Source organism: Tenacibaculum finnmarkense genomovar ulcerans, assembly GCF_900239495.1.
GTDB classification, from domain to species: domain Bacteria; phylum Bacteroidota; class Bacteroidia; order Flavobacteriales; family Flavobacteriaceae; genus Polaribacter; species Polaribacter ulcerans.
The window spans coordinates 51,249-75,431 of sequence record NZ_OENE01000003.1 but is presented as its reverse complement, the minus strand read 5'-3'; the positions used below and the strand labels follow the sequence as shown (position 1 = coordinate 75,431).

Genomic DNA, 24,183 nt, shown 5'->3' with positions numbered 1-24,183 from the left:
TTTTTTGTGCTTGTTTATTAGAGTCTATTATAACTTTTTAATTGGCTTTTTCAAGGGTAAACGAAAATTCTGAACCCTTACCATACTCACTTTTTAGCAAAATAGTTTCATCATGAGCTTCAATAATATGCTTTACAATAGAAAGCCCCAAACCTGAACCTCCTTGTTCGCGTGAACGGCTTTGATCTACCCTGTAAAAACGCTCAAATAAACGAGAAAGATGGTCTTCTTTTATTCCTTCGCCGTTATCGATTATTTTAATGATAAATTTATTTGGGTTATAACTTTCAATACTTGCCGTAGTAACACCGCCTACTTTACCGTATTTAATCGAGTTTACAACCAAGTTAATTAACACCTGCTCAATACGCTCAACATCACCCCTAACAAAGCGAGGGAATTCATAAAGCGTATCAAATAATAAGGTAATATTTCGTTTTTTGGCTTTCATTTCAAACAAATCAAAAACATTTTGAATAAGCTCTATAATATTGAAAGTTTGAATGTCCATTTTCATGCCCTCGGTTTCCAATTTAGCAAGCATGTCTAAATCTTTAATAATCGAGGTCAATCTTTCTACACCTTTATTGGCTCTTCCTAAATATTTAGTACGAATTTCTTCATCTTCGGCAGCGCCTTCAATTAGAGTTAAAATATAGCCTTGTATAGTAAAAAGTGGCGTTTTTAATTCGTGGGCTACATTGCCTAAAAAATCTCTTCTAAAAGAATCTCTTTGTGTTAATACCACAATTTGTTTGCTACGATCCTCTACATAAGTTTGCAAACTTTTGGTTAACGCTTCTACATCGGTGGTTACCTCTTTTCGCTCTAAATCGTTTACATCTAAAATAGAAATATCTTCATATAACTTTTTTACACGTTGATAAATAAAATGTTCTGCCCTGTATTGAATGATCAAAAAAGAAACCATGAACATTAAAATTCCGAAAATAACAACCGCCCATACTCCTAATGAATCTATTAAAACAAAATAAGAAACTAAAGCGATAACCAATGAAATTGTTGTAGAATAAAACGCTGACCAAAGCGCATAACGGTATGTTTTTTTAATTTTTTTCATTATATAAAAATAGATTGCCTTTCAGCAATCTATATAATTATTACGTTTTATTTTTATTTATTTATCTTCTTCTAAAACAAACTTATACCCAACACCTTTTACTGTTTTGAAAAAATCATCACCTATTTTTTCTCGAAGCTTACGAATATGAACATCAATAGTTCTTCCTCCTACAACGACTTCATTTCCCCAAACGCTATCTAAAATCACTTCTCTTTTAAATACCTTTCCTGGTTTTGATGTTAATAATGATAACAATTCAAATTCTTTTCTTGGTAAGGCTATTTTTTTATCACCTTTTAATACAACATATTCATCTCTGTTGATAACAATATCGCCTAATGTTGTTGTTGTATCGGTTTTATCTTCGGTTTTTAAGCGTCTTAATAGCGACTTTATTTTACTTACTAAAACTTTTGGTTTTACAGGTTTTGTAATATAATCATCGGCACCAGCATCAAAACCAGCCATTTGCGAATAGTCTTCACCTCTAGCGGTTAAAAAAGAAATAATTACGTTTTCTAACGATTTAATATTTCTGATTTTTTCACAGGCTTCAATACCATCCATTTGAGGCATCATAATATCTAATAATATTAAATGCGGAGTTACTTTTTTTGCTAATTTTACTGCTTCCGCACCGTTGTTGGCTGTAAAAACCTGATAGCCTTCTGATTTTAAGTTATATCCTACTATTTCTAAGATATCTGGCTCATCATCAACTAGTAAAATTTTAACATCATTCGTGTTCATAGGTCATTTTATATTATGTTATCCAAAAGTAACGATAAAATTATAAATCATCCCTCTTGTTCTTTAACTTAACGTTCATTTAATTATTCATAAACATTTGCTTAAATTACATTTGCTATCCTAATAACAGATTTTTTATTTACTTAGCTGTTTTTTGTATCTTTATCAAACTCGTTTTAACCAAAAATAACGCTCGCTTTTAATCGAAAAAAATGTTACATAAAATAGCCTTACAAAACATCTTATTTTTAGATATTGAAACTGTTCCTGAAACTGAATTTTTTTCTGATTTATCCGAAGAAAAACAAGAACTTTACGCTTTAAAGACCGATTATAAACGAAAAGATGATGGTATTGATGCCAAAGATTTTTATCACAAAGCAGGAATTTGGGCTGAATTTGGTAAAATAATTTGTATTTCCGTAGGGTATTTAACCAATAAAACTTCCGAAAACCAGCTTAGAATTACTTCTTTTTCTGGGGATGATGAAGCCCGTATTTTAACTGATTTTAAAAATTTATTAGACACCCATTTTAGCCAAGATAAATATGTGTTATGTGCTCATAATGGAAAAGAGTTTGACTTTCCGTACATTGCTCGTCGCATGATTATAAACCGAATTGACTTGCCTAAAAAACTAAATTTATTTGGAAAAAAGCCATGGGAAATACCGCATTTAGACACCTTAGAATTATGGAAATTTGGCGATTATAAACATTATACTTCCTTAAAATTATTAACTGCTATTTTAGATATTCCTTCGCCAAAGCAAGATATTGACGGCAGTGAAGTAGCCCAAGTGTATTATCAAGAAAAAAATATGCCTCGTATTGTTGAATATTGTGAACGTGATACTGTTGCAGTAGCTCAACTTATTTTGCGTTTTTTAAATAAACCTTTACTTGAAAAATCAGATATTATAAAAGTGTAAAGTATCTAATAAATTAACTAAAAACCACGTTTAAAATATTTTTAAACGTGGTTTTTTACTGTTTTTAAACAACTATTCTTTTAAAATTATTCTCCTTCAATTTTCATTGAAAGCTCAAACCAACGTTCTTCTTTGGTTTCTAAAGCTTCGATTATTTCTTGTAATTCTTTTGATTTATCGTTAATTTCATCAGCAGAAAACTCCACATTCATAAACTTTGCTTCAATAACTTGTTTCTTCTTTTGAAGTTTTTCGATATCTTTTTCTAATAAACCCCATTCTCGTTTTTCATCAAAACTTAATGCTGCTTTTTTAGTTGTTTTAGCGGGAGTTGCAACTGCTTTTTTCACATCATTTTTTACCTCTCTAGCTTCTTTTACTTTAGAATCTTCATAAGCTCTAAAATCAGAATAATTACCAGGGAAATTTTCAATAACTCCTTCGCCTCTAAAAACAAATAAGTTATCTACAATTTTATCCATAAAGTAACGGTCGTGAGAAACTACCATTAAATTACCTGGATAATCTAATAAGAAATTTTCTAATACATTTAAAGTAACAACATCTAAATCGTTGGTAGGCTCATCTAAAATTAAAAAGTTCGGGTTTTGAATTAAAATGGCACATAAATACAATCGTTTTTGCTCTCCTCCACTTAATTTCTCTACAAAATCGTATTGTTTTTTTCTGTCGAATAAAAAACGTTCTAATAATTGACTTGCTGATATTTTACGTCCTTTTGATAATGGAATATATTCTCCAAATTCTTTAACAACTTCAATTACTTTTTGCCCTGGTTTTATAACGATTCCGTTTTGGGTATAATATCCAAATTTAACGGTTTCACCAATAGTTACTTTTCCTGAATCTAATTCAATTCCGCCAGTAAGCATATTTAAAAAAGAAGATTTTCCTGTACCATTTTTACCGATAATCCCGATGCGTTCGCCACGTTTAAAAACATAATCGAAACCTTTTAAAATAACTTTATCATCAAATGATTTGTGCATTTTATGAAGCTCTAAAATTTTACTTCCTAAACGCTCCATGTTAATTTCTAACTGTACTTCGTGTTCGTTACGTCGTTTGTGTGCTTTTTCTTTGATTTCATAAAAATCATCGGTACGAGATTTAGATTTTGTAGTACGTGCCTTTGGTTGACGACGCATCCAATCTAATTCTTTTTTGAATAAACTTTTTGCCTTCCCTAAATTGGTTGCTTCAAGGGCTAAACGTTCTTCTTTATTTTGTAAGTAATATGAATAATTACCTTTGTATTTATATAATTGTCCGTTATCTAATTCGATAATTTCATTACACACACGCTCTAAAAAATAACGGTCATGCGTAACCATAAATAAGGTGATTTTTTCTTTAGCGAAAAAAGCCTCTAACCATTCAATCATTTCTAAATCTAAATGATTTGTTGGCTCATCTAAAATTAATAAATCGGGTTTTTTGATTAGTACGATTGCCAATGCCAAACGCTTTTTTTGTCCTCCTGATAGCTTTCCTACTTTTAATTGTAAGTTGTCTAGTTTTAATTTCGATAAAATTTGTGTGTATTGCGTTTCAAAATCCCACGCATTGTATTGCTCCATTAATTCAAAAGCTTCTTGAAAAGCATCTGCATTTTCAGGATTTTCTACGGCTTTTTCATATTGTTTAATTACTGATAAAACTTTATTATCCGTAGAAAAAATAGTTTCTTCAATAGTTAAATCGGGGTTTAAAGTATCCGCTTGCGATAAATAAGCAATGTCAATATCTTTTCGACTAACAACTTGCCCAGCATCAGCGGTATCAACTCCTGCTACAATATTTAAAATAGAGGTTTTACCGCTACCATTTTTAGCAACAAAAGCTATTTTTTGATCTTTATTAATTCCGAAAGAAATGTCTTCAAATAACACTTTTTCTCCATACGCTTTTGCAATGCCTTCAACTGATAGGTAATTCATATTCTATATTTTAATGCAAAGAAACAAAAAACCCGAGCAAATGCTCGGGTTTTATTTATTTAATAAGAAAGGCTTCTTATTTCTTCAATAATTTTGATGTTAGTACTTTTTGCCCATCATAAACTTCTAAAATATACATTCCTGAACTAAGGTTTGTAACATTTAATTTAGCAGTATTTAAACGACCTTTTTGCACAGTACTTCCTGTTATATTTATAATTTTATAGCTAGTGTTTTTTGCTTTTGAAGCTAAATTAACATGTACAAAATTTACCGCAGGGTTTGGATATACTTGCAATGCAGTACTTGCTTCATTTACTAATCTATTACCACTTAGTAAAGCTTCTTTGGTAGTTGTAGCAGTTATATTTACCGTATAATCTTCAACTTCACCATCTTTAAATGTTTCACAAGCAGTTTGACTTGCGTTATATTTCATAGAAACACGCATTCTTGTTTGCCCTAAAAGTGCTGAAGCAGGAACGTTAAATGTAGATGTTAAATAGTCTTTACTTGACGACGCCCCTGTTACTACTTTTTCTGAAGTATCAAATATTCCGTTTTGGTTAAAATCTATCCAAACAGCCCAATGCTCGGTATATGCAGTACTTTTAAAACCTGCACTTACAGTTATTTCGTTTGAACTTCCTTGCCCTAAAGTAGCTGTTTTTGAAGTAAAATCAGCATATCCGCCATTACTAGCAGAAGTATTTGTCATTCCTCCTAAAGAAACAGCATCAATCCATTCATAAGATGAATTAGTTCCTTTTGATTCACAATAAACAAGTTGATTTGCTAGGGTTGTTACATTTATTACATTGCTTGCTTCTGATTGATTTGCTGCTGCATCAATTGCTTTTACTGAAAAAGTATAGCTTGTCGCTGGGCTTAAACCAGTAATATCGGTAGCTGTATTTGTAGTTGTTCCTAATTTAGTAGCTCCTTGATATACATTATATCCTGTTACCGCTTCGTTATCTGTAGCTGCTGACCAATTTAAAGTTACACTTGTTTTATCAACATTTGACACCGCTAAATTTGTAGGTGCTGTTGGTGCTGTTGTATCGGCGGTATTTTCTCCAATAACAACGGTATAATCTTCTACTTCTCCATATTTAATAACTGCTTCACAAGCGGTTGGTGTTGCGTTATATTTTAAAACAACACGCATTCTTGTAGCCCCATTTGTTGCTGATAAAGGCACTGTAAAAGTTCCTGTTACTGCTGTGTCTTTTGATGGTGCTTTTGTAAAAACAGCCTCTCCTTCATCGTCAAAATCGCCATCGTTATTATAATCTATCCAAACACCATATCCTTCTTTGTAAACTGTACCTGACCATTTTGGTGTAATACTAATTGTAGTTGATTCACCTTTGGTTAAATCAGTTGAAATTGATGTATAATCATCATATCCAGAGCCAGCTGTTGAAGTATTATTAATTGCTCCTAATACTACTTTTTGAATAGATTCATCAGTGGTATTTTCTGCTTTTGATACACAATAAGAAGCAGGAACAACCACTACTTCTCCAAATTTATCCGAGGTAGCTAAGGCATGTCTAGAACCGCCTACACCTAAAACAGTACGCATTCTATCTTTTTGCCCTGAAGTAAATAAATTCATACAAGAATCATCTGAATAATCCATATAATTTTCAACCATATCTAACGATCCACAAGAAGTATGTGCCGATTTACAGCCATAATTTGCAGCATCAGATTCTGGAGTATCTGATACAAAATCATCAGATCCACAAGGACCATCTCCCCAAATATGACGTAAATTTAAAAAATGTCCTACCTCGTGCGTTGTAGTTCTTCCTCCATCAAAAGGCGCTGCAGCAGTACCTATTGTTCCAAAAAATTGATCTGCCATTACAACCCCATCGGTTGCTGCTGATCCTCCTGGAAATTGTGCATATCCTAAAATAGTTCCTCCTGTTGGTCTTGTTATATTATCAACAATCCACATATTTAAATACTCAGAAGTATCCCATGGATTAACTCCTCCTTCAGCCGATTTTTTCATAAAGTTATTACCCGTTAACCAAGTAGATTTACTTACCTGTGTTCTAGTAATACCTGTGGTTGCGTTTCCATTAGGATCTATAGTTGCTAATTTAAATTCAATTTGAGAATCAGCAGCCTGTGCCCATTTATTTGTTCTATCAGCATTTGTTCTTCTAAAATCGGCATTTAAAACAGCTAGTTGCGATTCAATTTGTGCCGTACTAATATTATTGGTAGCATTGGTATATAATATATGTACTACCACTGGAAGTGTTATAATTTCACCAACTTTTTTACTTTGCTGGTTTTGCATACGCTTTAAGCTTCTTTGGGTAAATTCCTCAATAGTTGCCATTCGTTTTTTAAGCCCAGGATCCTTAATTTGTCGCTCGGCTAAATCGTCCATTGCGTAACAAGTTCTTTTTTGCTGTGCAAAAGTTGCGCCAGTAAAAATTAAGCACAAGAGTGCTAGTGTAAATTTTTTAGTCATTTTGAAGAGTTTTAAAAAATTAATTATAAATTAAAAGGGGCTGTTTAAACTATTATATTTTTGATAAAAAAACAGTAAAAAGCCACTGTACAAGTAGCAAATATATAAAAAATTAGCGCGTAAAGTATTTTTATCGTAACAAAAACAATTGTTTATTATAAAAATCACACAAAAAACACCCTAATCATATTAAAACAGCGGGATACTCATTTACAAGGGCATATCAAAGAATTGCAATTGTCATCATTTTTTAAAAAGAATTGAAAGATATTAATTGTATTTTTATTGAAATTTTACACAAATGCTTCAAGTTAAAAATTTAGAAATAAGTTTTAAAAACGCCGCTTCTGTTATTCAAGAAGTTTCTTTTAATGTACAACAAACCCAAATACTAGGTATTGTAGGCGAAAGTGGTAGTGGAAAATCAATAACCTCTTTAGCTATTTTAGGCTTATTGCCTAAATACGCTACAATAACAGGCGAAATTTTATTTAAAGAACAAAATGTTTTAAATTATAAAAATAGCGATTTTCAAAAAATTAGAGGCAGCCAAATAGCCATGATTTTTCAAGAACCAATGAGCTCTTTAAACCCAACATTAACCTGTGGTTTTCAAGTTGCTGAGGTCTTAGAATTACATACTAATTTATCTAAAAAAGAGATAAAACAAGCCGTAATTTTACTTTTTGAAAAGGTTAAATTACCACGACCAATGGCTATTTTTAATGCCTATCCGCATCAAATTAGTGGCGGACAAAAACAACGTGTCATGATTGCGATGGCAATTGCCTGTAAACCCCAACTTTTAATTGCTGATGAGCCTACAACAGCTTTAGATGTTACGGTTCAAAAAGAAATAATTGCACTTTTAAAAGAACTACAACAGGAATATAAAATGGGCATTATTTTTATTTCTCACGATTTAGGCTTGGTATCAGAAATTGCCGATACTGTTGTTGTAATGCGCAAAGGAAAAGTAGTGGAACAAGGTATAACAAAAGAACTTTTTTTACATCCGAAGGAAAATTATACCAAGGCATTAATCAAGTCAAAACCAACCCTAAAAAAACGCTTTAAAATATTACCAACCGTTATTGATTTTATCAAAAACACCGTAAAAACCGAAGTATATACCGATGAAGAACGCAAGGAATTTCATCAAAAAATATATGCAAAAACACCGCTTTTAGAAATTAAAAATCTGCATAAAGAATATGTATCAAAAGTAGGTTGGTTTTCAAAAAGGACTGTTGTAAAGGCTGTAAATGATGTTTCGTTTAAAATTTACCAAGGTGAAACTGTTGGGCTGGTTGGCGAAAGTGGCTGCGGAAAAACAACACTTGGCAGCAGTATTTTACAGCTAGAAAAAGCAACTTCAGGGCAAATAATTTATAAAGGAGAAGATATTACAAGGCTTTCTAAAAAAGCCTTAAAAAAACTGCGAAAAGATATCCAAATTATATTTCAAGATCCTTTTTCATCGTTAAACCCACGAATTACCGTAGGAAATGCAATTGTCGAACCGATGAAAGTACACAATATTTTAAATTCCTTTAAAGAACGCAAAGAATATGTGCTCAATTTATTAGAAAAAGTAGGCTTAGAAAAAGCACATTTTGACCGATATCCACATGAATTTTCTGGCGGACAGCGACAACGAATCGGAATTGCCAGAACCATCGCTTTACAACCAAAATTAATTATTTGTGATGAATCGGTTTCTGCCTTAGATGTATCGGTACAAGCACAGGTTTTAAATTTATTAAACGAGTTAAAAGCCGAATTTAATTTTACATATTTGTTTATTTCTCATGATTTATCGGTCGTAAAATATATGTCAGATCAGTTGGTTGTTATGAATAAAGGACAAATAGAAGAAATTGCCGATGCCGATGAAATTTATAACAATCCTAAAACAAGCTATACAAAAACATTGATTGCAGCAATACCAAAAGGTTTGTAACTTTTTTCAAACCTATATTAATGGTATATTGCAGCGTTAAAAAAACAAAAAAATATGAAAATTATAGTTCCAATGGCAGGAATCGGGTCGCGCTTAAGACCTCATAGTTTAACTACTCCAAAACCATTAACCGTTATTGCGGGTAAACCGATTGTACAGCGTTTGGTGGAAGATATTACTGCGGTAGTAAATCAACCTATTGATGAAATTGCCTTTATTATTGGAAGTACTGCCAAGGGTTTTCCTTCGGATACTAAAGATAAATTAATAGCAATTGCTAAAAGTTTAGGTGCTAAGGGTTCTGTATTTGTTCAAGAAGAAGCCTTAGGAACTGCACACGCAATTTACTGTGCTAAAGAAGCCTTAAACGGATCTTGTGTTGTCGCTTTTGCTGATACTTTATTTAAAGCTGATTTTACTTTAGATGCCAATGCTGATGGTGCTATTTGGGTAAAACAAGTGGAAGACCCAAGCGCTTTTGGTGTGGTAAAATTAAATGATGGTTTTATTACTGATTTTGTTGAAAAACCAAAAGAATTTGTTTCTGATTTAGCCATTATCGGAATTTATTATTTTAAAGATGGTGATAAACTTCGTGAAGAAATTAAGCATTTAATTGATAATGATATCAGACCTTCTGGTGAATTTCAATTAACAGAAGTTTTAGAATCTTTAAAACAACAAGGCGCTAAATTTATCCCTGGAAAAGTAGATGCTTGGATGGATTGTGGTAAAAAAGATCCAACGGTTGATACTAACAAACAAGTGTTAGGTTTTGAACAAGCCGATGGTAATAATTTAGTTTCTGATGATGTTATTTTAGAAAATTCAGAAATTATTCAGCCTTGTTATGTTGGAAAAAATGTAATTTTAAAAAATACTAAAATAGGACCTTATGTTTCTATTGGTGAAAATAGTATTGTTGAAAATTCAACGATTGAAAATTCATTAATTCAAACAAATGTTCGCATTCAAAATGCAACATTAGACAATGCAATGATTGGTAATCATGCCAAATATAATGCTAATTATACATCAGTAAGTATAGGTGATTATACAGATCTTACATAAAAATAGCAAGCCAAAAAAAGGAAAGACAATAGCACAACACGTGCTATTGCCTTTTTTCTTGTTGTTTTTTACATTGTTCTTAAACGCGCAGCACAGCACTACTTCAGCAATTGCTAGCGGTAAAAAAGACAACAGTTTATTTGAAAATAATTTTTTTAAAGCGCTTTCTCAAAAAGCACTTTTTAATCATAAAAAAGCCATTGAATATTTAAATAACTGCAATGAATTACTACCTAATAATGAAGCAGTTTTTTTTGAACTTTCTAAAAACAACCTAAAATTAGGTAGATACATTGAGGCTTTAGAATATATTGAATTAGGCCTACATATAGCTCCCGATAATTTATGGATGCTAACACATAAGGTTAGTATTTTAAAAAAAATGGCTAATTTTGAAAATGCCATTGAAGTACAAGAAAAAATTGCAAAAACACATCCGAAGAAAAAACAAGAATTAGTATATCTTCATTTAAAAAACAGCGATGTTTTAGCTGCAAAAAGAGTTTTATTAGAGTTAAAAGAGGCTAAATTATTAAATTCAAGGTTACAGAAAATTTTAAAAAGGCTCGAAGAAAATCAAAAAAATGATAAAACAACAATTAAAAAACAGCCTAAAAAATTAGCGAATACTACGATAAGAGCTGTTTTTGAAAATGAAAAATCATTTAAAAACTTACAGCCTTTATTACTCAAATTAGCCACAAATAAACACATCGATTTATTAAAATACAGTACTCAGGGTGTAGCCTTATTTCCTGCACAGCCTTTTGTTTATTTAATGAATGGGAAAGCGTTAAACAACAATAAAAAACATAAAAAAGCATTACAAAGTTTGCAAAATGGCATTGATTTTGTAATTGATAATCCTCAAATTGAAGCAAAATTTTATTTAGAAATGGCAAGAGCTTATAAAAGTTTGAAACAGCTTAAAAAAGCCGCTGATTTTAAAAACAAAGCTGCTAAAATTTTAAAATAATTTTTCTTCAGCATTATAACACTTATGAAATACCTTGTAGCACTTAGTTTCTTATTTTTAAGTTTTACGGCTTGTAAATCAAGTAAAAATTTAACGAATAATTCAACAACAATTAAAGAAATATCAGCAAGAAAAGTAGCTAAAAAACACGTTGCCGCTAATTTTGATGAAAAAACAATTGATGCTCGTTTAAAAGTAAACTACAGCACAACAAAAGAAAAAGTAGCGCTTTCTGTTCGAATGAAAATAGAAAAAGGGAATGTTATATGGCTAAAAGGTGTTAAATTTATTACTGTTTTTAAAGCAAAAATCACCCCTACAAGAGTGCAATTTTATTCGCCATTTTATAAAAATTATTTTGATGGAGATTTTAAAATGCTTCAAAAATTACTAGGAACAGCTATTAATTTTGAACAGCTACAAAATATGTTATTAGGGCAGTCGTTATTAAATGTAAAAAATAAAAGACAAAAAGTAGTTATTACTAATAAAGCATACCAGCTTTCGCCTAAAAAACAATCAGAATTATTTGATATCTTTTTTCAGGTAAACCCGCTGCATTATAAACTGAACAAACAATCAATTGTAAATACTGCTAAAAAACAACGTTTAGAGATTAAATATCCTAGTTATTCAACAAATAATGGTGTTTTATTTCCTAAGAAAATAATCATAAATGCGAAACAAAAACAAGCACTTACTGCAATTGATATTACTACGCGTTCGGTAAATTTTAACACCAAACTAAACATTAATTTTAGCATACCAAAAGGCTATAAAGAAATTAAATTATAATGAAAAAAATTGTTTTATATCTTTCCTTTTTATGCTTCGTTTTATGGAGTTTTTCTTCGTTTAGCCAAGAAAGGAAAACCCTTGAAAGAAAACATAAGAAGTTAAAAAATGAAATTAAACAGATTAATCATTTATTATTTGAAACCAAAAAAGAAAAAGGTGATGCCTTAGATGATTTAAAAGATTTAACACAAAAAATTGACACCAGAGCACAGTTAATTAAAGTGATTGAATTAGAATCTCAGAAAATTTCTAAAGAAATAAACAATAATCAAAAGCAGTTAAACAGCTATAATAAGCAGCTTAAAAGCTTAAAAGAAGCATATACAAATATGGTTGTAAAAACCTATAAAAGTAGGTCTTTACAAAGTAAAACAATGTTTTTGCTATCTTCTGAAAGCTTTTATCAGGCGTATAAACGTTTAAAATATATGCAGCAATATAATGAGTATCGGAAAAATCAAGGGCTCGCAATTATTGTCAAATTAAATGAAATTAAGAAGATTAACAACGCATTAATTCAGAAGAAAAAGAAAAAAGAAGTATTAATTTCTGATGAAAAATCGCAAAAATCGGCCATTGAAACCGATAAAAAAAACCAAGAAACCTTAGTTACTAAAATCAAAGGAGCTGAAAAAAAGTACAAACAAAATTTACGCAGTAAAATAAAAGAAGAAAAACAAATTACAGCCCGTATTGATAAGTTAATTTTACGTGAAATAGCGAAAGCTAATCGAAAAAAACGAGCAATAGCCAAAGCAAAAGCACTTGCAAAAGCCAAAAGAAGAAAAAAAGCACGACTCAAAGCAATTACTGACGCAAGAAAAAGAGCAAATAAACTTGCTGATAAAAAAGAAAGAGAAATTGCGCTTCAAAAAGCGAGAGAACTTGCCGAAACAACAAAAAAAGAAATTACAGCTGCCAATAAAAAAGCAAAAGAGAAAGAACTCGCTAGTAAAAATGAAAAGAAAAAAACAGCAAACAGCTTTGTTTTAGATGCTGATGAAAAAAAATTATTACACAACTTCGAGCAAAATAAAGGAAATTTACCTTGGCCTGTAAAAGGAATTATTACCCGAAAATATGGCGTACAACCACATCCAACATTTTCAGGAATTAATATTAATAGCCCTGGTTTACACATTGTAACCAAGGTAAATACAGATGCTAAAAGTATTTTTAATGGTAAAGTACTTGCTATACAATCGCAGTCTGGTGGTAAAAAATCGGTATTAATACAGCACGCTAATTATATATCGGCATATAACAATCTTGAAAAGGTATATGTAGCAAAAGGCACGCTCATAAAAACTGGAGATAAAATAGGAAGGGTTTTTACCAATAAAATTTCAGGAAAAACCAAGTTACTTTTTGTTTTATTTAAAGATACCGCAAAATTAAACCCCGCAAAATGGATTCGCAAAAAATAAAGATAAACACATGAAAAATTCAGCAAATTTTATCATCATAATTGGTGTTATTATAGCAACTTTAGTTATTGGTAAAGGAATTATAATTCCATTTATTTTTGCCTTAATTTTTTGGTTTTTAACTCGTGAAATTCGTAAGAACATTTATAAAATACCCTTTGCTAAAAAATTCATTCCTATTTGGTTGAGCAATGTTTTTGTATTTACTATTATTATTTTCAGTTTTAGTTTTATGTCTGAAATTATTACCAATAGTATTGTTGATTTATCTACTTCCTATTCAAAATATGAACCTAATATTGATGTTGTTATAAAAAACTTAAACAATTATTTTCATATTGATATTATCAAATCGGCAAAATTAATTGTTGGTGATTTTAACTATGGAGCTGTTTTAGCAGAAACAGCAAACGCTATTAGTGGCTTACTTGGTGATACTTTTATGATTATAATTTATGCCTTATTTATGTTTTTAGAAGAAAGTAGCTTCAAGAAAAAACTTCATAAATTATTTAACGGAAAAGACACTAAAAACACTAGCATCCAATTTATTTTATCTAAAATTGAAGTTTCTATATCAAATTATCTTCGATTAAAAACTTATGTAAGTTTGCTTACCGGTATTTTAAGTTACTTTATTTTGCTATTAATGGGTGTTGATAGTGCTCCTTTTTGGGCTTTTTTAATTTTTTTATTAAACTATATTCCAACTATTGGCTCATTAATTGCCACCATTTTCCCTGCCGTATTTAGCTTAATTCAATTTGGAGAACTTTCGCCATTTTTAATTGTATTAATTGCCGTTGGCGCGGTTCAGGTAATTGTTGGTAACTTTATAGAGCCTAAGGTTTTTGGAAAATCATTAAATTTAAGCCCTTTGGTAACCATTTTATCTTTAGCTATTTGGGGTAAAATATGGGGTGTTACAGGCATGGTTTTAAGTGTGCCAATTACCGTAATTATGATTATTGTTTTCTCTCAATTTGAAAGAACAAAAACAGTGGCTATCTTTTTATCTGAAAACGGAGAAATTGATACAATATAAAAAAGATTAGCCTGCTTAAAATTTTTAAACAGGCTATTTTTTTATAATTATCATAAAATTTCACAAAACTATTCTTCTTTACCTAAAAATAATGCTTTGAGCTCTGTTGCTTCTTTCGGATCTAATTTCCCTGCTAAAACCAAGCTTAATTGTTTTCGACGTAAAGCCCCCTCAAAACGCTTTTTTTCTAAATCAGTTTCTGGAACAATAGGCGCTACCGGTACAGGTCTTCCTGTTTCATCTACTGCAACAAAAGTATAAATTCCTTCATTTACCTTTGTTTTTACCCCTGACTGACGGTCTTCTGTCCAAACATCTACATAAATTTCCATAGATGATTTAAAGGCTCTTGAAACTTTTGCTTCTACAGTAACAACGCTTCCCACAGGCACTGCTTTTGAAAAAGCCACATGGTTTACCGAAGCGGTAACCACAATTCTTCTTGAATGACGGCGTGCCGCAATACTACAGGCTCTATCCATACGAGCCAATAATTCTCCTCCAAAAAGATTGTCTAAATAATTTGTTTCTCCTGGTAAAACAAGGTCGGTTAATACCGTTAATGATTCTATGGGTGTTTTAGCTGTCATCAATTAAATTTTTATACAAAGATATACATAAAGCTAAAAAATAGATTATTTAACTATTGATTATTTACCTGCTTTATAACGACTGATTTATAAATAGATACAACTTTATTGGCTCTTTATTTAAAACTAATCTAAATAAACTTTTGAAGTTTGATTTCTAGTTAATACTTTTGTTAAAATAAATTTTATTAAATCTAAATAAGTAAATTGAATAAACTTATAATAGCGCTTTTTATACTAGTAGCTGGAATATCAAATACAGTAGCGCAAGGAAATAGTATTAGTGGTCGTGTGTTAAATAATAATAACGAACCTTTGGTTGGTGTTAATATCTTAATAAAAGAAAAAAATATAGGAGCAGAAACAGCTTTTGATGGAAATTTTGAAATTAAAACATCAAAAGGAAAATTTACCTTAATCGTATCATATATCGGTTTTAAAACCAGAGAAATTTTAGTAAATGCGCCTGCAAACCTTTCTAATATCATTTTATATGAAGGAAATGAATTGCTTCAAGAGGTTCTTTTAACGAGTCGAAACAACAAGTTTTCTCGTAAAAAAACAGCTTATGTATCTAAATTGCCTTTAAAAGATATAGAAAATTCTCAAGTATATACTACGGTTACTTCGGAAATGCTAGAATCTCAAGTTGTAACTAATTTAGATGAAGCAATGGCGAATGCAACAGGGGTTTACAAGCTTTGGGAAGCTACAGGAAGAGGTCCTGGAAATGGAACTTCTTTTTTTTCTACTAGAGGATTTTCTGTACAACCAAGACTTATTGATGGTATTGCTGGTGTTACTTTTAGTGCCATAGATCCTTCTTATATTGAACGTATTGAGGTTATAAAAGGCCCCGCTGCTACCCTGTTTGGTAGTACTGAAACTTCTTTAGGTGGTTTAATTAATATCGTAACTAAAAAACCTTACCAAGGTACTGGTGGAAGTGTTTCGTACACCGCAGGTTCTTTTGGGCTTCATAGAGCATCGGTTGATTATAATACAAGTTTAGACGCTTCTAAAAAAGCGTTCTTTAGAGTTAATGCTTCTTTTTTAACGCAAGGTAGTTTTCAGGATGCTGGTTTTAAAGACACTTATTTTATAGCGCCTTCGCTTTCTTTAAGAGTAAATAACCGATTAAATATATCGGCAGGATTAGAGTTTTCTAAAACAAAACAAACCAATCCTTCAATGCTATTTTTACGTAGAGGACTGCCTTTAATATCTAAAAATATTAAAGAAATGGGAGTCGATCCTAAAAAATCCTTTACCAATAACGACATTAATTTAACCAATCCTACATTTAATACAAGGGCTATTGCTGATTATAAACTATCGGATACTTGGACTTCTCAAACAGTATTTTCTAGTAGTTATGCCCAAACTAAAGGCTATTATCAATATCAGTTTGATGGTGGTATTGCAGCACTTTTACAAATAAACCAAGTATATAATCAATTAGAAAATGCAAAAAATAATGGATTAATAACAGCGCCTCAACTTGCTTTTATTAACGCTAACATAAACCCATTTACTACTCAAATAACAACCGAAGCAGGAAAAATGTTAGCTACTGATTCTTTTGTTAGAACTTACAGTAAAAGAGACGCCAACGAAACAAGGTTTAATTTACAGCAAAATTTTACAGGAAATTTCAATATTGGTCAATTGCGTAACAGGCTTGTTTTTGGTGTTGATTATGTTTCTAATACTCGAAATAATCGAAATAAAAATGGAAATCCAAATTTGACCAAGCAAAGCCAATTTCCGCAATTAATTGGTACTTTAAACGCCCTAGGTTTAAGTGCCGTTTCTGATGGAATAACCGCTAGCTTTTTCAGATTTCCATATATTGATGCCTTTTTAAATGGTAATGGAACAATCGCGAACAATTCATTTACACCTAATGCGAATTACAGCCCTAATAAAGCGCAATTAGATGCTGATTTTAAAAAAATACCCGCTTTTAAAAATCAAACAAAACAACAAACACTAGCAGCCTATGTTTCTGATGTAATAAATATTACACCTGAACTAATTGTTAATGTTGGTTTGCGTTTAGATCATTTTATTCAAGACGGGCAGTTATCTAGAAAAGAAGATGATTATACCAAAACTACCTTATCACCAAATTTTGGAGTGTCGTATCAGGCATTAAAAAATAAATTATCGGTATTTACCAACTATCAAACTGGTTTTGTAAACGTAAATCCTGTTGTAAATGCTTCGGGAACTGTTGATGTTTTTCAACCACAAAAAGCCAAGCAATTTGAAGGAGGAATAAAAACTAATTTCTTTAACAATAAATTAAATATAGGTGCTAGTTATTACAACATAACCGTTAAAGATTTTACAACCTCCGACCCAACAATACCTTTATTTCCTAAAACAATTGATATTGCAGAGGTAGTTAGTAAAGGATTCGAATTCGAATTAAATGCAAACCCTATTAGTGGGTTAAACTTAAGAGGTTCTTACTCTTTTAACGACATGAAATACACCAATGTTTATAGCCAAAAAGCAAAAAGAGAAATTATCGAATTTAAAAACAGAAGACCCGAAGCTGCAGGACCAAAAGGTTTGTATAATTTTTGGGCAGATTATGCTTTTCAAGAAGATAGCTTTGCTAAAAACTTTGGTCTAGGATTTGGTTTTAATGGAGCCTCTGAAAACCTAACGGTAAACAATAAAACATCAGGAACTTTTACCCTACCTAGCTATACTATTTTAAATGCTTCGGCTTATTATAATCTTAAAAAAATTCGAGTAGGTTTTAAAGTAAACAACCTAACAAACAAAACATATTATACCGGTTGGACCACAATTAACGCACAACCTTCAAGAGCCTTTTTAGGAACAGTTTCTTATAAATTCTAAAACAAAGTCCCCCGACTTTACCTTTTATTGTGTTGAATTATTTTGAATTATTTTATCTTTAAATGCAGCGCAGCCCATAGTTCTCATGCTTTGGGCTGTGTAATTTTAAAAGCAAAAAAACAAGTATGAACACCATTGCTATACTTTTAAACATTATCGGTTTTATTTTCTTACTAAACACCTCTAAAAAGGCCGTTTTAAATAGTAGTTTTTTAGAAATTTGGATGCAACAAAATAGTTTTATCTCTAAAATAATTGGAAGCATTTTACTACTAGTTTCTTTTTACATATCAATAAAAACAAACGGAATTACCGCAGGTATTCTATTTAATTTACTAGCCATAACGCTAGTAGGAAGTTTGCTTATTTTAATAAATCCTTTTAAAAAAATATTTTATACAAGTGTTTTAATTATTTTGATAATCATAACTGCTTTAGAATTTTTAATTCAATAATTATGCCTGCAAACACAAAGTATTTAACAACATCTGCCTGGCAAAAAGCTATTAAAATTATTTCAGGAATACTAGGAGGCTATATAATAAGTGCCTTACTACATTTGGCTTTAACACTGTTTTTACCGTATCAAAAAGAACTATTAATTACCTCGATATATACCTTATTTATTATATGGGTAACCCTAATTATTGTTCCTTTTTTATTTAAAAACGCCTGGAAAGTGTTTTTAATTTATAGCTTAGTAATACTCGTATTATTTAGCATTGTTTACTACGGAAAAATACACTACCCGATTGTTTAAAAAACCACACTATGAGTAAACGAAATTACAATGTTTTTTTTAATACCCATACCGTAAGTGGTATTGTTATTAGTGTTGCCTTGTATGTTATTTTTTTTGCAGGCGCTTTTTCTTTTTTTAAAGAAGAAATAATTAACTGGGAAAAAGGAACTTTTGTAAAGCAAACACCTAAAGAAAACGTTAATTATGACGGCATTTTAAACGCCTTAAAAAACGACTATCAATTAGAAGGTAGAGACATTCTTTTCAGGCTTCAAAAAAAAGGCGAAGAAGCATTTATATCTCTTAGCCCATCTAAAGATTCACTCGCTTCTAAAAAAGCTAAAACAGCTGCTTATTTTTCATTAAACACCAATACCTACGAGCGAAAATCGTACACTGAATTTTATTCGTTAGGCGAATTTATTTACCGACTTCATTTTTTTTCGCAATTACCCTATATCGGCATTTATTTAGCAGGGCTTGTTTCGGTATTTTTTCTATTTGCCATTGTTACAGGAATTATTGTTCATTGGAAAAAAATAGTCTCAAATTTTTACACATTTAATCCCAAGCTAATTTTAAAACGAGTTTGGGCTGATGCACATACTGCTTTAGGCGTTATTGGTTTGCCTTTTCAATTGATATACGCACTAACAGGTGCTTACTTCGGATTAAGTATTTTAGTCCTACTACCTGCTAATTTTTTATACAATAATAATCAAGATAAACTACTAGAAGATTTAAGACCACAGTTAAAAACCTATCCTTGGATTGCTAAAACTACCCAACAAATACCAAGTGCAAATGATTTTGTGGTAAAAAATGCCCAAAGATGGAAAAACACTAAAATAAAACGATTTACCATTAAAAATTATGGCGGTACAAATATGAAGTATCAATTAATGGTCAATCAATCAGAAAAAATACATTTTTTAGCACAAGGTCGAATTACCATAGATGCTTTTACCAATAAAATAGAAGACATAAAAGCACCTGAAAAAGAAGTCTATCTTGAAAACATTCAGGCATCTATCGGAAAACTACACTTTGGGCATTACGGTGGTATTGGCTTAAAAATCATTTATTTTATCCTGGCTTTAATTACTTGTTTTGTTATTATTACAGGCGTACTTATTTGGCTCGAAGCAAGAAATAAAAAAAGCATTCCTTTATCAAAAAGACTATACACCAACAAAGTAGGACATATATATATGGCCATCTGTTTGTCGCTTTTTCCTGTAATAGCCCTATCCTTTATTTTTGTAAAATTACTTCCACAAGCGTATAATAATGACAGGAAATCGCTGATTTATTATTTCTTTTTTATCAGTTGGCTTATTGCAATTATTATTTTACGATATGTTCGAAATAATTATAAAACAAACAAATACACCCTATGGACAGGTGGTATTTTAGGATTACTAATCCCTATAATAAACGGATTTGTAACCAACAATTGGATTTGGAAAACCTACAAAGCCCAACAATACGATATACTAACTATTGATTTACTTTGGATATTTTTAGCAATAACCGCTATTATTTTTGCCGTAAAATTAAAGCCAGCTATTCAAGAAAAAAGTTCATTGGCTAAAAACCCCATTAATTACAACGAAATTAAAGCCTTAAAAAAGCAAAACATTATAAAAGAGCAAGCTCTTGTAGCCCATCAAAACAACAATCAACTACCTATGAAAACAAAAATTATTAGCCTTTGGATGCTTATTATCTTCGGATATATTTTTCATCATATTTACGGATTAGCAACCGTATTTTTTAATCAAACCGTGTTTATTGAAGGTTCAGATGGTAGCACGCCATTTTGGGCGCATCAATGGCGTATTTTAATGGAAGGAACAGTATTTTTATTCGCTTTATTAACCATTCAATTATCAAAAAAATGGTTTAAAATAACCTCGTTAATTTGGGGAGTAATTGTTGCAATTTTTAACTGTTATCATGTTATTGAAGAAGCAATAGGACACCCTGATGAACTTTCAAAAATATGGATATTATTACTTACCGCTATTGCCAGTATTCTTTTAGTTATTAACCTAAATCAATGGAGAAAACAAGCTGTTAATATCTAAAAAAGCAAAATATTTTTGACCAAAGAAGAAAATAATCAGAAAAAACATACATTAGTAACCTTAAAAAAATAAGCAATGAAAAAAGTAGGTTTAATTTACGGTTCAGACACAGGAATGACCGAAGAAGTTACCCATACAATTGTTGATCAATGGACACTTTCAGAACTAGAAGTTATAGAAGTTAGCAATGTAAGCCCTGCCGATTTTGAGCGGTTTGATTTTATCATTTTAGGACTTTCTACCTGGTATGATGGCGATTTACAAAGTGATTGGGAAGATTATTTTGACGAGTTTAAAACCATTAATTTCACCCATAAAACCATTGCTCTTTTTGGTTTAGGCGATCAATACGGTTATGGTGAATATTTTATAGATGGCGTAGGAATGCTTGCCGAAGTAGTTTTAAAAAATGGTGGAAAAATAATTGGAAAATGGCCCACTAAAGACTACGATTTTACAGAATCGAAAGCCTTAATAGCCCCTGGAAACTTATTTTATGGACTAGCCCTTGACCAAGACAATGAGGCTCATTTAACACCTAATCGTATTGATAAATGGATCGATCAGCTTCAAAAAGAGCTTTTAGGTTAACCATTAATTTAGGCTTTTTTTTTGTTGTTTAAAAATATCAAATGATACATTAATCCAATAAAAACACTTCCCCCAATTATGTTTCCTAAAATAACAGGAATCAGGTTTTTTATCATCCCTGAAATACTTAAAAACGACGTAGTAATTTGAACATCGCTAAAAGTTTTAATCAGCAAACCTAGCGGAATAATAAATAAATTAGCAATGCTGTGTTCAAAACCTGCGGCTACAAATAAGGTTATCGGAAAGACTATTGCCAATATTTTATCGGTAATTGTTTTTCCGCCCATTGCCATCCAAACCCCTAAACAAACTAAAATATTACATAATATTCCTCTAAAAAATGCGGTCATAAAAGGCAAATTACATTTTGCATCTGCCATTTTTAAATAGGTTTCGGCTATTGCTCCGTTATTCATATCAAGGTGTCCTGAAAAATAAACCATAACCGCTAAACTTATAGCACCAATCATATTGCTAAAAAAAATAATGCCCCAATTACGCATCATTTGTTTGGTAGAAACCTTTTTTTCTGCCCAAGCAATTGCAATTAAATTATTTCCTGTAAATAATTCAGCACCTGCAATTATCACCAAAATTAATCCTAAAGAAAATACAAAGCCTCCCAAAATTTGCTTGGTAGCAAAGCTATAGGTTTGGTCAGATTTTACAATAGTGTAAAATAAAGCCCCTAAACCAATAAAAGAACCTGCTAATATTCCTAATAACAAACTGGTTAAAAATGATTTTTCAACTTTTTTAACGCTTGAGTTTAATGTTTGATTTACAATTTCTTCGGGACTAAATACTTTTGTTGACATCTAAAATTTATTTTTTAACTCTCAGGAGCTAATTCAATTTCTAAACCATCCATTTCAGGCTTTATTTGTAACTGACACCCTAAACGGCTATTATCTTCTACATAAAAAGCTTCGGCTAACATGGCATCTTCATCATCGCCCATTTCAGGCAGTTCATGTGCTGATTTTACATAGCACTGGCAAGAAGCACACATTGCCATTCCGCCACAAATTCCAATAGTTCCTTCAGGAGCTAGCTCGTAGGAACGAACAACTTCCATTAAATTCATTGCCATATCGGTTGGTGCAACAACTTCGTGTAATACGCCTTCTCGATCGGTTATTTTTAGTGTAATATCTTGTAGTACTTCCATTTTTACAAATTCATTTTTTTACGTAACGTTTTCGCTCGATGATCTTCGCCATCGTGTGACCAACCAGGTGAATTAAATATATAATTTAATTTGTCTGAAAACTTATTGGCACGTTTAACATCTTTCCAAATAGCAACATATTCGTGTGTTGCTACTTTTATCGGATTTTTAGTTTCAATATTTACTGTTAACCCATAAACAGGTTTTTCAACAGCTTTTAATTCTTTTGAAAAAGTACCAAAAAGTCGATCCCAAATAATTAAAATACCTGCATGATTACAATCTAAATATCGAATATTAGACGCATGATGCACTCTGTGATGTGAGGGTGTGTTAAATATAAACTCGATTGGTTTGGGTAGTTTATCAACCAATTCTGTATGTACAAAAAATTGATATATTAAACTAATTCCCATCACGGTAAACATCATTAATGGATCAAAACCCAATAAGGGTATCCACAACCAAAAAAAGAATTTATGAATTCGCTCCCCTACACCTTGGCGCAATGCTGTTCCTAAATTCATATATATTGATGAATGATGCGGTACATGCCCTGCCCAAAACAACCGCACTTCATGGTTTAAGCGATGAAACCAATAGTATGAAATATCATCGGCAAACAGCAATAAAATCCAAGCCCACCATTGACGTTGAACAACATCTTTAAATGGGCTGATTTCATGTATATATACAAATACAATAAAAGCTAAAATCTTTGGAATAAATTCTATAATAGCCGAAAAAACCATCATTAATAGCGATATTCCAGTATCTTTTAGCTGGTATTTTTCTTTTGCGAATTGATATTCAACAAACATGCTTATAAAAAATATAGGCAAGGCAAAATACAAGAGTTTATCTTCTGATAATTGCGCTATATATTCGATAAAAATCATGTTTAAAAAACGTTTATTCTATTTTTTTAATCACCGCCTTTGGCGCTTCTTTTCGAGTTCCATCAAAACCATCAACACCGCCTACTGTGGTGTATTTCATTACGTATTTTTTATCAGGATAAATAATTTTAAACGCACTTTGACACATTAAAGTTGCTTCGTGAAAACCACATAAAATCAACTTTAATTTCCCAGGATAGGTATTTACATCGCCAATGGCATAAATTCCTGGAATATTTGTTTGATAATCTAAGGCATTATTTACTTTGATGGCATTTTTTTCAATCTCTAAGCCCCAATTTCCGATAGGTCCTAATTTAGGTGATAAACCAAAAAGAGGTATAAAATGATCACAGTTTAGCGTGTATTCTTCTTTCTCTTTTTCGGCAATTACAACACCTTCAACATGATTATCCCCAATAATTCCTTTAATTTCTGCAGGTGTTATTAGGTTGATTTTTCCTGCATCTTTTAATTCTTGTACTTTATCAACAGAATCTAAGGCACCACGAAATTCATTTCTTCGGTGAACTAAAGTAACCGATTTTGCAATGTCGGTTAAAAAGATTGACCAATCTAAAGCAGAGTCGCCTCCACCTGCAATTACCACGTCTTTATTACGATATAATTCAGGTTCTTTAATCATGTATTCCACGCCCTTATCTTCAAAATCAGCGATATTTGGAATCGGTGGTTTTCTTGGTTCAAAACTT

The 24,183-nt window shown here is 31.2% G+C and carries 21 protein-coding genes (1 of these 21 cut by a window edge); 12 read left to right on the top strand and 9 right to left on the bottom strand.

The features are described 5' to 3' along the window. Positions 1–37: 37 nt before the first annotated feature. Positions 38–1,081 carry a sensor histidine kinase gene (locus tag DPIF8902391_RS00335; protein WP_058884048.1) on the bottom strand — a complete coding sequence of 348 codons (1,044 nt, stop codon included), beginning with the start codon at positions 1,079–1,081 and terminating at the stop codon, positions 38–40. 57 nt (positions 1,082–1,138) lie between these two features. After that, positions 1,139–1,834, bottom strand: a complete 696-nt coding sequence (locus tag DPIF8902391_RS00330; protein WP_058884047.1) for a response regulator transcription factor — start codon at positions 1,832–1,834, stop codon at positions 1,139–1,141. A 212-nt stretch (positions 1,835–2,046) separates the two neighbouring features. On the opposite strand from DPIF8902391_RS00330, the gene DPIF8902391_RS00325 reads away from it, so the two are divergent. Next, complete coding sequence (locus tag DPIF8902391_RS00325) at positions 2,047–2,766, top strand: 3'-5' exonuclease (protein ID WP_058884046.1); 720 nt, start codon at positions 2,047–2,049, stop codon at positions 2,764–2,766. A gap of 86 nt (positions 2,767–2,852) precedes the next feature. Here DPIF8902391_RS00325 and DPIF8902391_RS00320 read toward each other — a convergent pair whose 3' ends face one another. Both DPIF8902391_RS00320 and DPIF8902391_RS00315 read right to left on the bottom strand, forming a co-directional pair. Then, positions 2,853–4,727, bottom strand: coding sequence for an ABC-F family ATP-binding cassette domain-containing protein (locus DPIF8902391_RS00320; RefSeq protein WP_172504710.1), 1,875 nt, complete (start codon positions 4,725–4,727; stop codon positions 2,853–2,855). Between the two features lie 76 nt (positions 4,728–4,803). Next, the gene (locus DPIF8902391_RS00315) at positions 4,804–7,227 is read right to left on the bottom strand and encodes a GEVED domain-containing protein (RefSeq protein WP_172504709.1); all 2,424 of its coding nucleotides are present in this window, start codon (positions 7,225–7,227) and stop codon (positions 4,804–4,806) included. A 301-nt stretch (positions 7,228–7,528) separates the two neighbouring features. On the opposite strand from DPIF8902391_RS00315, the gene DPIF8902391_RS00310 reads away from it, so the two are divergent. The 6 genes from DPIF8902391_RS00310 (at position 7,529) to DPIF8902391_RS00285 (ending at position 14,507) form a co-directional block, all read left to right on the top strand. Then, positions 7,529–9,190, top strand: coding sequence for an ABC transporter ATP-binding protein (locus DPIF8902391_RS00310; RefSeq protein WP_058884043.1), 1,662 nt, complete (start codon positions 7,529–7,531; stop codon positions 9,188–9,190). A 54-nt stretch (positions 9,191–9,244) separates the two neighbouring features. Further along, positions 9,245–10,261, top strand: coding sequence for a sugar phosphate nucleotidyltransferase (locus DPIF8902391_RS00305; RefSeq protein ID WP_172504708.1), 1,017 nt, complete (start codon positions 9,245–9,247; stop codon positions 10,259–10,261). Positions 10,262–10,334: 73 nt separating this feature from the next. Further along, the gene (locus tag DPIF8902391_RS00300) at positions 10,335–11,237 is read left to right on the top strand and encodes a tetratricopeptide repeat protein (protein WP_172504707.1); all 903 of its coding nucleotides are present in this window, start codon (positions 10,335–10,337) and stop codon (positions 11,235–11,237) included. Between the two features lie 24 nt (positions 11,238–11,261). After that, positions 11,262–12,032, top strand: a complete 771-nt coding sequence (locus tag DPIF8902391_RS00295) for a DUF4292 domain-containing protein (protein WP_172504706.1) — start codon at positions 11,262–11,264, stop codon at positions 12,030–12,032. Further along, positions 12,032–13,462 carry a murein hydrolase activator EnvC family protein gene (locus DPIF8902391_RS00290; RefSeq protein WP_058884039.1) on the top strand — a complete coding sequence of 477 codons (1,431 nt, stop codon included), beginning with the start codon at positions 12,032–12,034 and terminating at the stop codon, positions 13,460–13,462. The genes DPIF8902391_RS00295 and DPIF8902391_RS00290 overlap by 1 nt, the downstream gene beginning before the upstream one ends. 10 nt (positions 13,463–13,472) lie before the next feature. Beyond that, on the top strand, positions 13,473–14,507 hold the full coding sequence (locus DPIF8902391_RS00285) for an AI-2E family transporter (protein WP_058884038.1): 1,035 nt from the start codon (positions 13,473–13,475) through the stop codon (positions 14,505–14,507). Between the two features lie 68 nt (positions 14,508–14,575). On the opposite strand, the gene DPIF8902391_RS00280 is transcribed toward DPIF8902391_RS00285, so the two are convergent. Further along, the gene (locus tag DPIF8902391_RS00280; RefSeq protein WP_058884037.1) at positions 14,576–15,097 is read right to left on the bottom strand and encodes an acyl-CoA thioesterase; all 522 of its coding nucleotides are present in this window, start codon (positions 15,095–15,097) and stop codon (positions 14,576–14,578) included. A 207-nt stretch (positions 15,098–15,304) separates the two neighbouring features. On the opposite strand from DPIF8902391_RS00280, the gene DPIF8902391_RS00275 reads away from it, so the two are divergent. From DPIF8902391_RS00275 to DPIF8902391_RS00255, 5 genes are all read left to right on the top strand, one after another. Beyond that, positions 15,305–17,974: a TonB-dependent receptor gene (locus tag DPIF8902391_RS00275; RefSeq protein WP_058884036.1), complete on the top strand. Its 2,670-nt coding sequence runs from the start codon at positions 15,305–15,307 to the stop codon at positions 17,972–17,974. A gap of 125 nt (positions 17,975–18,099) precedes the next feature. Continuing rightward, complete coding sequence (locus DPIF8902391_RS00270; protein WP_058884035.1) at positions 18,100–18,429, top strand: hypothetical protein; 330 nt, start codon at positions 18,100–18,102, stop codon at positions 18,427–18,429. A 2-nt stretch (positions 18,430–18,431) separates the two neighbouring features. Next, positions 18,432–18,734: a hypothetical protein gene (locus DPIF8902391_RS00265; protein ID WP_172504705.1), complete on the top strand. Its 303-nt coding sequence runs from the start codon at positions 18,432–18,434 to the stop codon at positions 18,732–18,734. An 11-nt stretch (positions 18,735–18,745) separates the two neighbouring features. Next, entirely contained in the window at positions 18,746–20,806 is a 2,061-nt protein-coding gene (locus tag DPIF8902391_RS00260; RefSeq protein ID WP_172504704.1) for a PepSY-associated TM helix domain-containing protein, read from the top strand. A 75-nt stretch (positions 20,807–20,881) separates the two neighbouring features. Next, entirely contained in the window at positions 20,882–21,397 is a 516-nt protein-coding gene (locus DPIF8902391_RS00255; RefSeq protein WP_058884033.1) for a flavodoxin, read from the top strand. 8 nt (positions 21,398–21,405) lie between these two features. Here the strand turns inward: DPIF8902391_RS00255 and DPIF8902391_RS00250 are convergent, their stop codons facing one another. The 4 genes in view from DPIF8902391_RS00250 to DPIF8902391_RS00235 are tightly spaced (at most 14 nt apart) and all read right to left on the bottom strand, a layout consistent with a single transcriptional unit that may run on beyond the window. Next, positions 21,406–22,218 carry a formate/nitrite transporter family protein gene (locus tag DPIF8902391_RS00250; RefSeq protein ID WP_058884032.1) on the bottom strand — a complete coding sequence of 271 codons (813 nt, stop codon included), beginning with the start codon at positions 22,216–22,218 and terminating at the stop codon, positions 21,406–21,408. Positions 22,219–22,232: 14 nt separating this feature from the next. Beyond that, positions 22,233–22,571 (bottom strand): 2Fe-2S iron-sulfur cluster-binding family protein, encoded by a 339-nt coding sequence (locus tag DPIF8902391_RS00245; protein ID WP_058884031.1) that lies wholly within the window; start codon positions 22,569–22,571, stop codon positions 22,233–22,235. Between the two features lie 2 nt (positions 22,572–22,573). Then, positions 22,574–23,470, bottom strand: coding sequence for a sterol desaturase family protein (locus tag DPIF8902391_RS00240; RefSeq protein ID WP_172504703.1), 897 nt, complete (start codon positions 23,468–23,470; stop codon positions 22,574–22,576). Positions 23,471–23,483: 13 nt separating this feature from the next. After that, positions 23,484–24,183, bottom strand: the 3' portion of a protein-coding gene (locus DPIF8902391_RS00235; RefSeq protein ID WP_172504702.1) for an NAD(P)/FAD-dependent oxidoreductase. 320 nt of this gene lie beyond the right edge of the window; 700 of the gene's 1,020 nt are visible here — the last part of the coding sequence; its start codon lies off the right edge, out of view — the gene reads right to left on this strand; its stop codon occupies positions 23,484–23,486.

Bases quoted from the DNA above. Each gene is read 5' to 3' on its own strand.
- DPIF8902391_RS00335 (WP_058884048.1), bottom strand. From the start codon at position 1,081: ATGAAAAAAATTAAAAAAACATACCGTTATGCGCTTTGGTCAGCGTTT.
- DPIF8902391_RS00330 (WP_058884047.1), bottom strand. From the start codon at position 1,834: ATGAACACGAATGATGTTAAAATTTTACTAGTTGATGATGAGCCAGAT.
- DPIF8902391_RS00325 (WP_058884046.1), top strand. From the start codon at position 2,047: ATGTTACATAAAATAGCCTTACAAAACATCTTATTTTTAGATATTGAA.
- DPIF8902391_RS00320 (WP_172504710.1), bottom strand. From the start codon at position 4,727: ATGAATTACCTATCAGTTGAAGGCATTGCAAAAGCGTATGGAGAAAAA.
- DPIF8902391_RS00315 (WP_172504709.1), bottom strand. From the start codon at position 7,227: ATGACTAAAAAATTTACACTAGCACTCTTGTGCTTAATTTTTACTGGC.
- DPIF8902391_RS00310 (WP_058884043.1), top strand. From the start codon at position 7,529: ATGCTTCAAGTTAAAAATTTAGAAATAAGTTTTAAAAACGCCGCTTCT.
- DPIF8902391_RS00305 (WP_172504708.1), top strand. From the start codon at position 9,245: ATGAAAATTATAGTTCCAATGGCAGGAATCGGGTCGCGCTTAAGACCT.
- DPIF8902391_RS00295 (WP_172504706.1), top strand. From the start codon at position 11,262: ATGAAATACCTTGTAGCACTTAGTTTCTTATTTTTAAGTTTTACGGCT.
- DPIF8902391_RS00290 (WP_058884039.1), top strand. From the start codon at position 12,032: ATGAAAAAAATTGTTTTATATCTTTCCTTTTTATGCTTCGTTTTATGG.
- DPIF8902391_RS00285 (WP_058884038.1), top strand. From the start codon at position 13,473: ATGAAAAATTCAGCAAATTTTATCATCATAATTGGTGTTATTATAGCA.
- DPIF8902391_RS00280 (WP_058884037.1), bottom strand. From the start codon at position 15,097: ATGACAGCTAAAACACCCATAGAATCATTAACGGTATTAACCGACCTT.
- DPIF8902391_RS00270 (WP_058884035.1), top strand. From the start codon at position 18,100: ATGAACACCATTGCTATACTTTTAAACATTATCGGTTTTATTTTCTTA.
- DPIF8902391_RS00265 (WP_172504705.1), top strand. From the start codon at position 18,432: ATGCCTGCAAACACAAAGTATTTAACAACATCTGCCTGGCAAAAAGCT.
- DPIF8902391_RS00260 (WP_172504704.1), top strand. From the start codon at position 18,746: ATGAGTAAACGAAATTACAATGTTTTTTTTAATACCCATACCGTAAGT.
- DPIF8902391_RS00255 (WP_058884033.1), top strand. From the start codon at position 20,882: ATGAAAAAAGTAGGTTTAATTTACGGTTCAGACACAGGAATGACCGAA.
- DPIF8902391_RS00250 (WP_058884032.1), bottom strand. From the start codon at position 22,218: ATGTCAACAAAAGTATTTAGTCCCGAAGAAATTGTAAATCAAACATTA.
- DPIF8902391_RS00245 (WP_058884031.1), bottom strand. From the start codon at position 22,571: ATGGAAGTACTACAAGATATTACACTAAAAATAACCGATCGAGAAGGC.
- DPIF8902391_RS00240 (WP_172504703.1), bottom strand. From the start codon at position 23,470: ATGATTTTTATCGAATATATAGCGCAATTATCAGAAGATAAACTCTTG.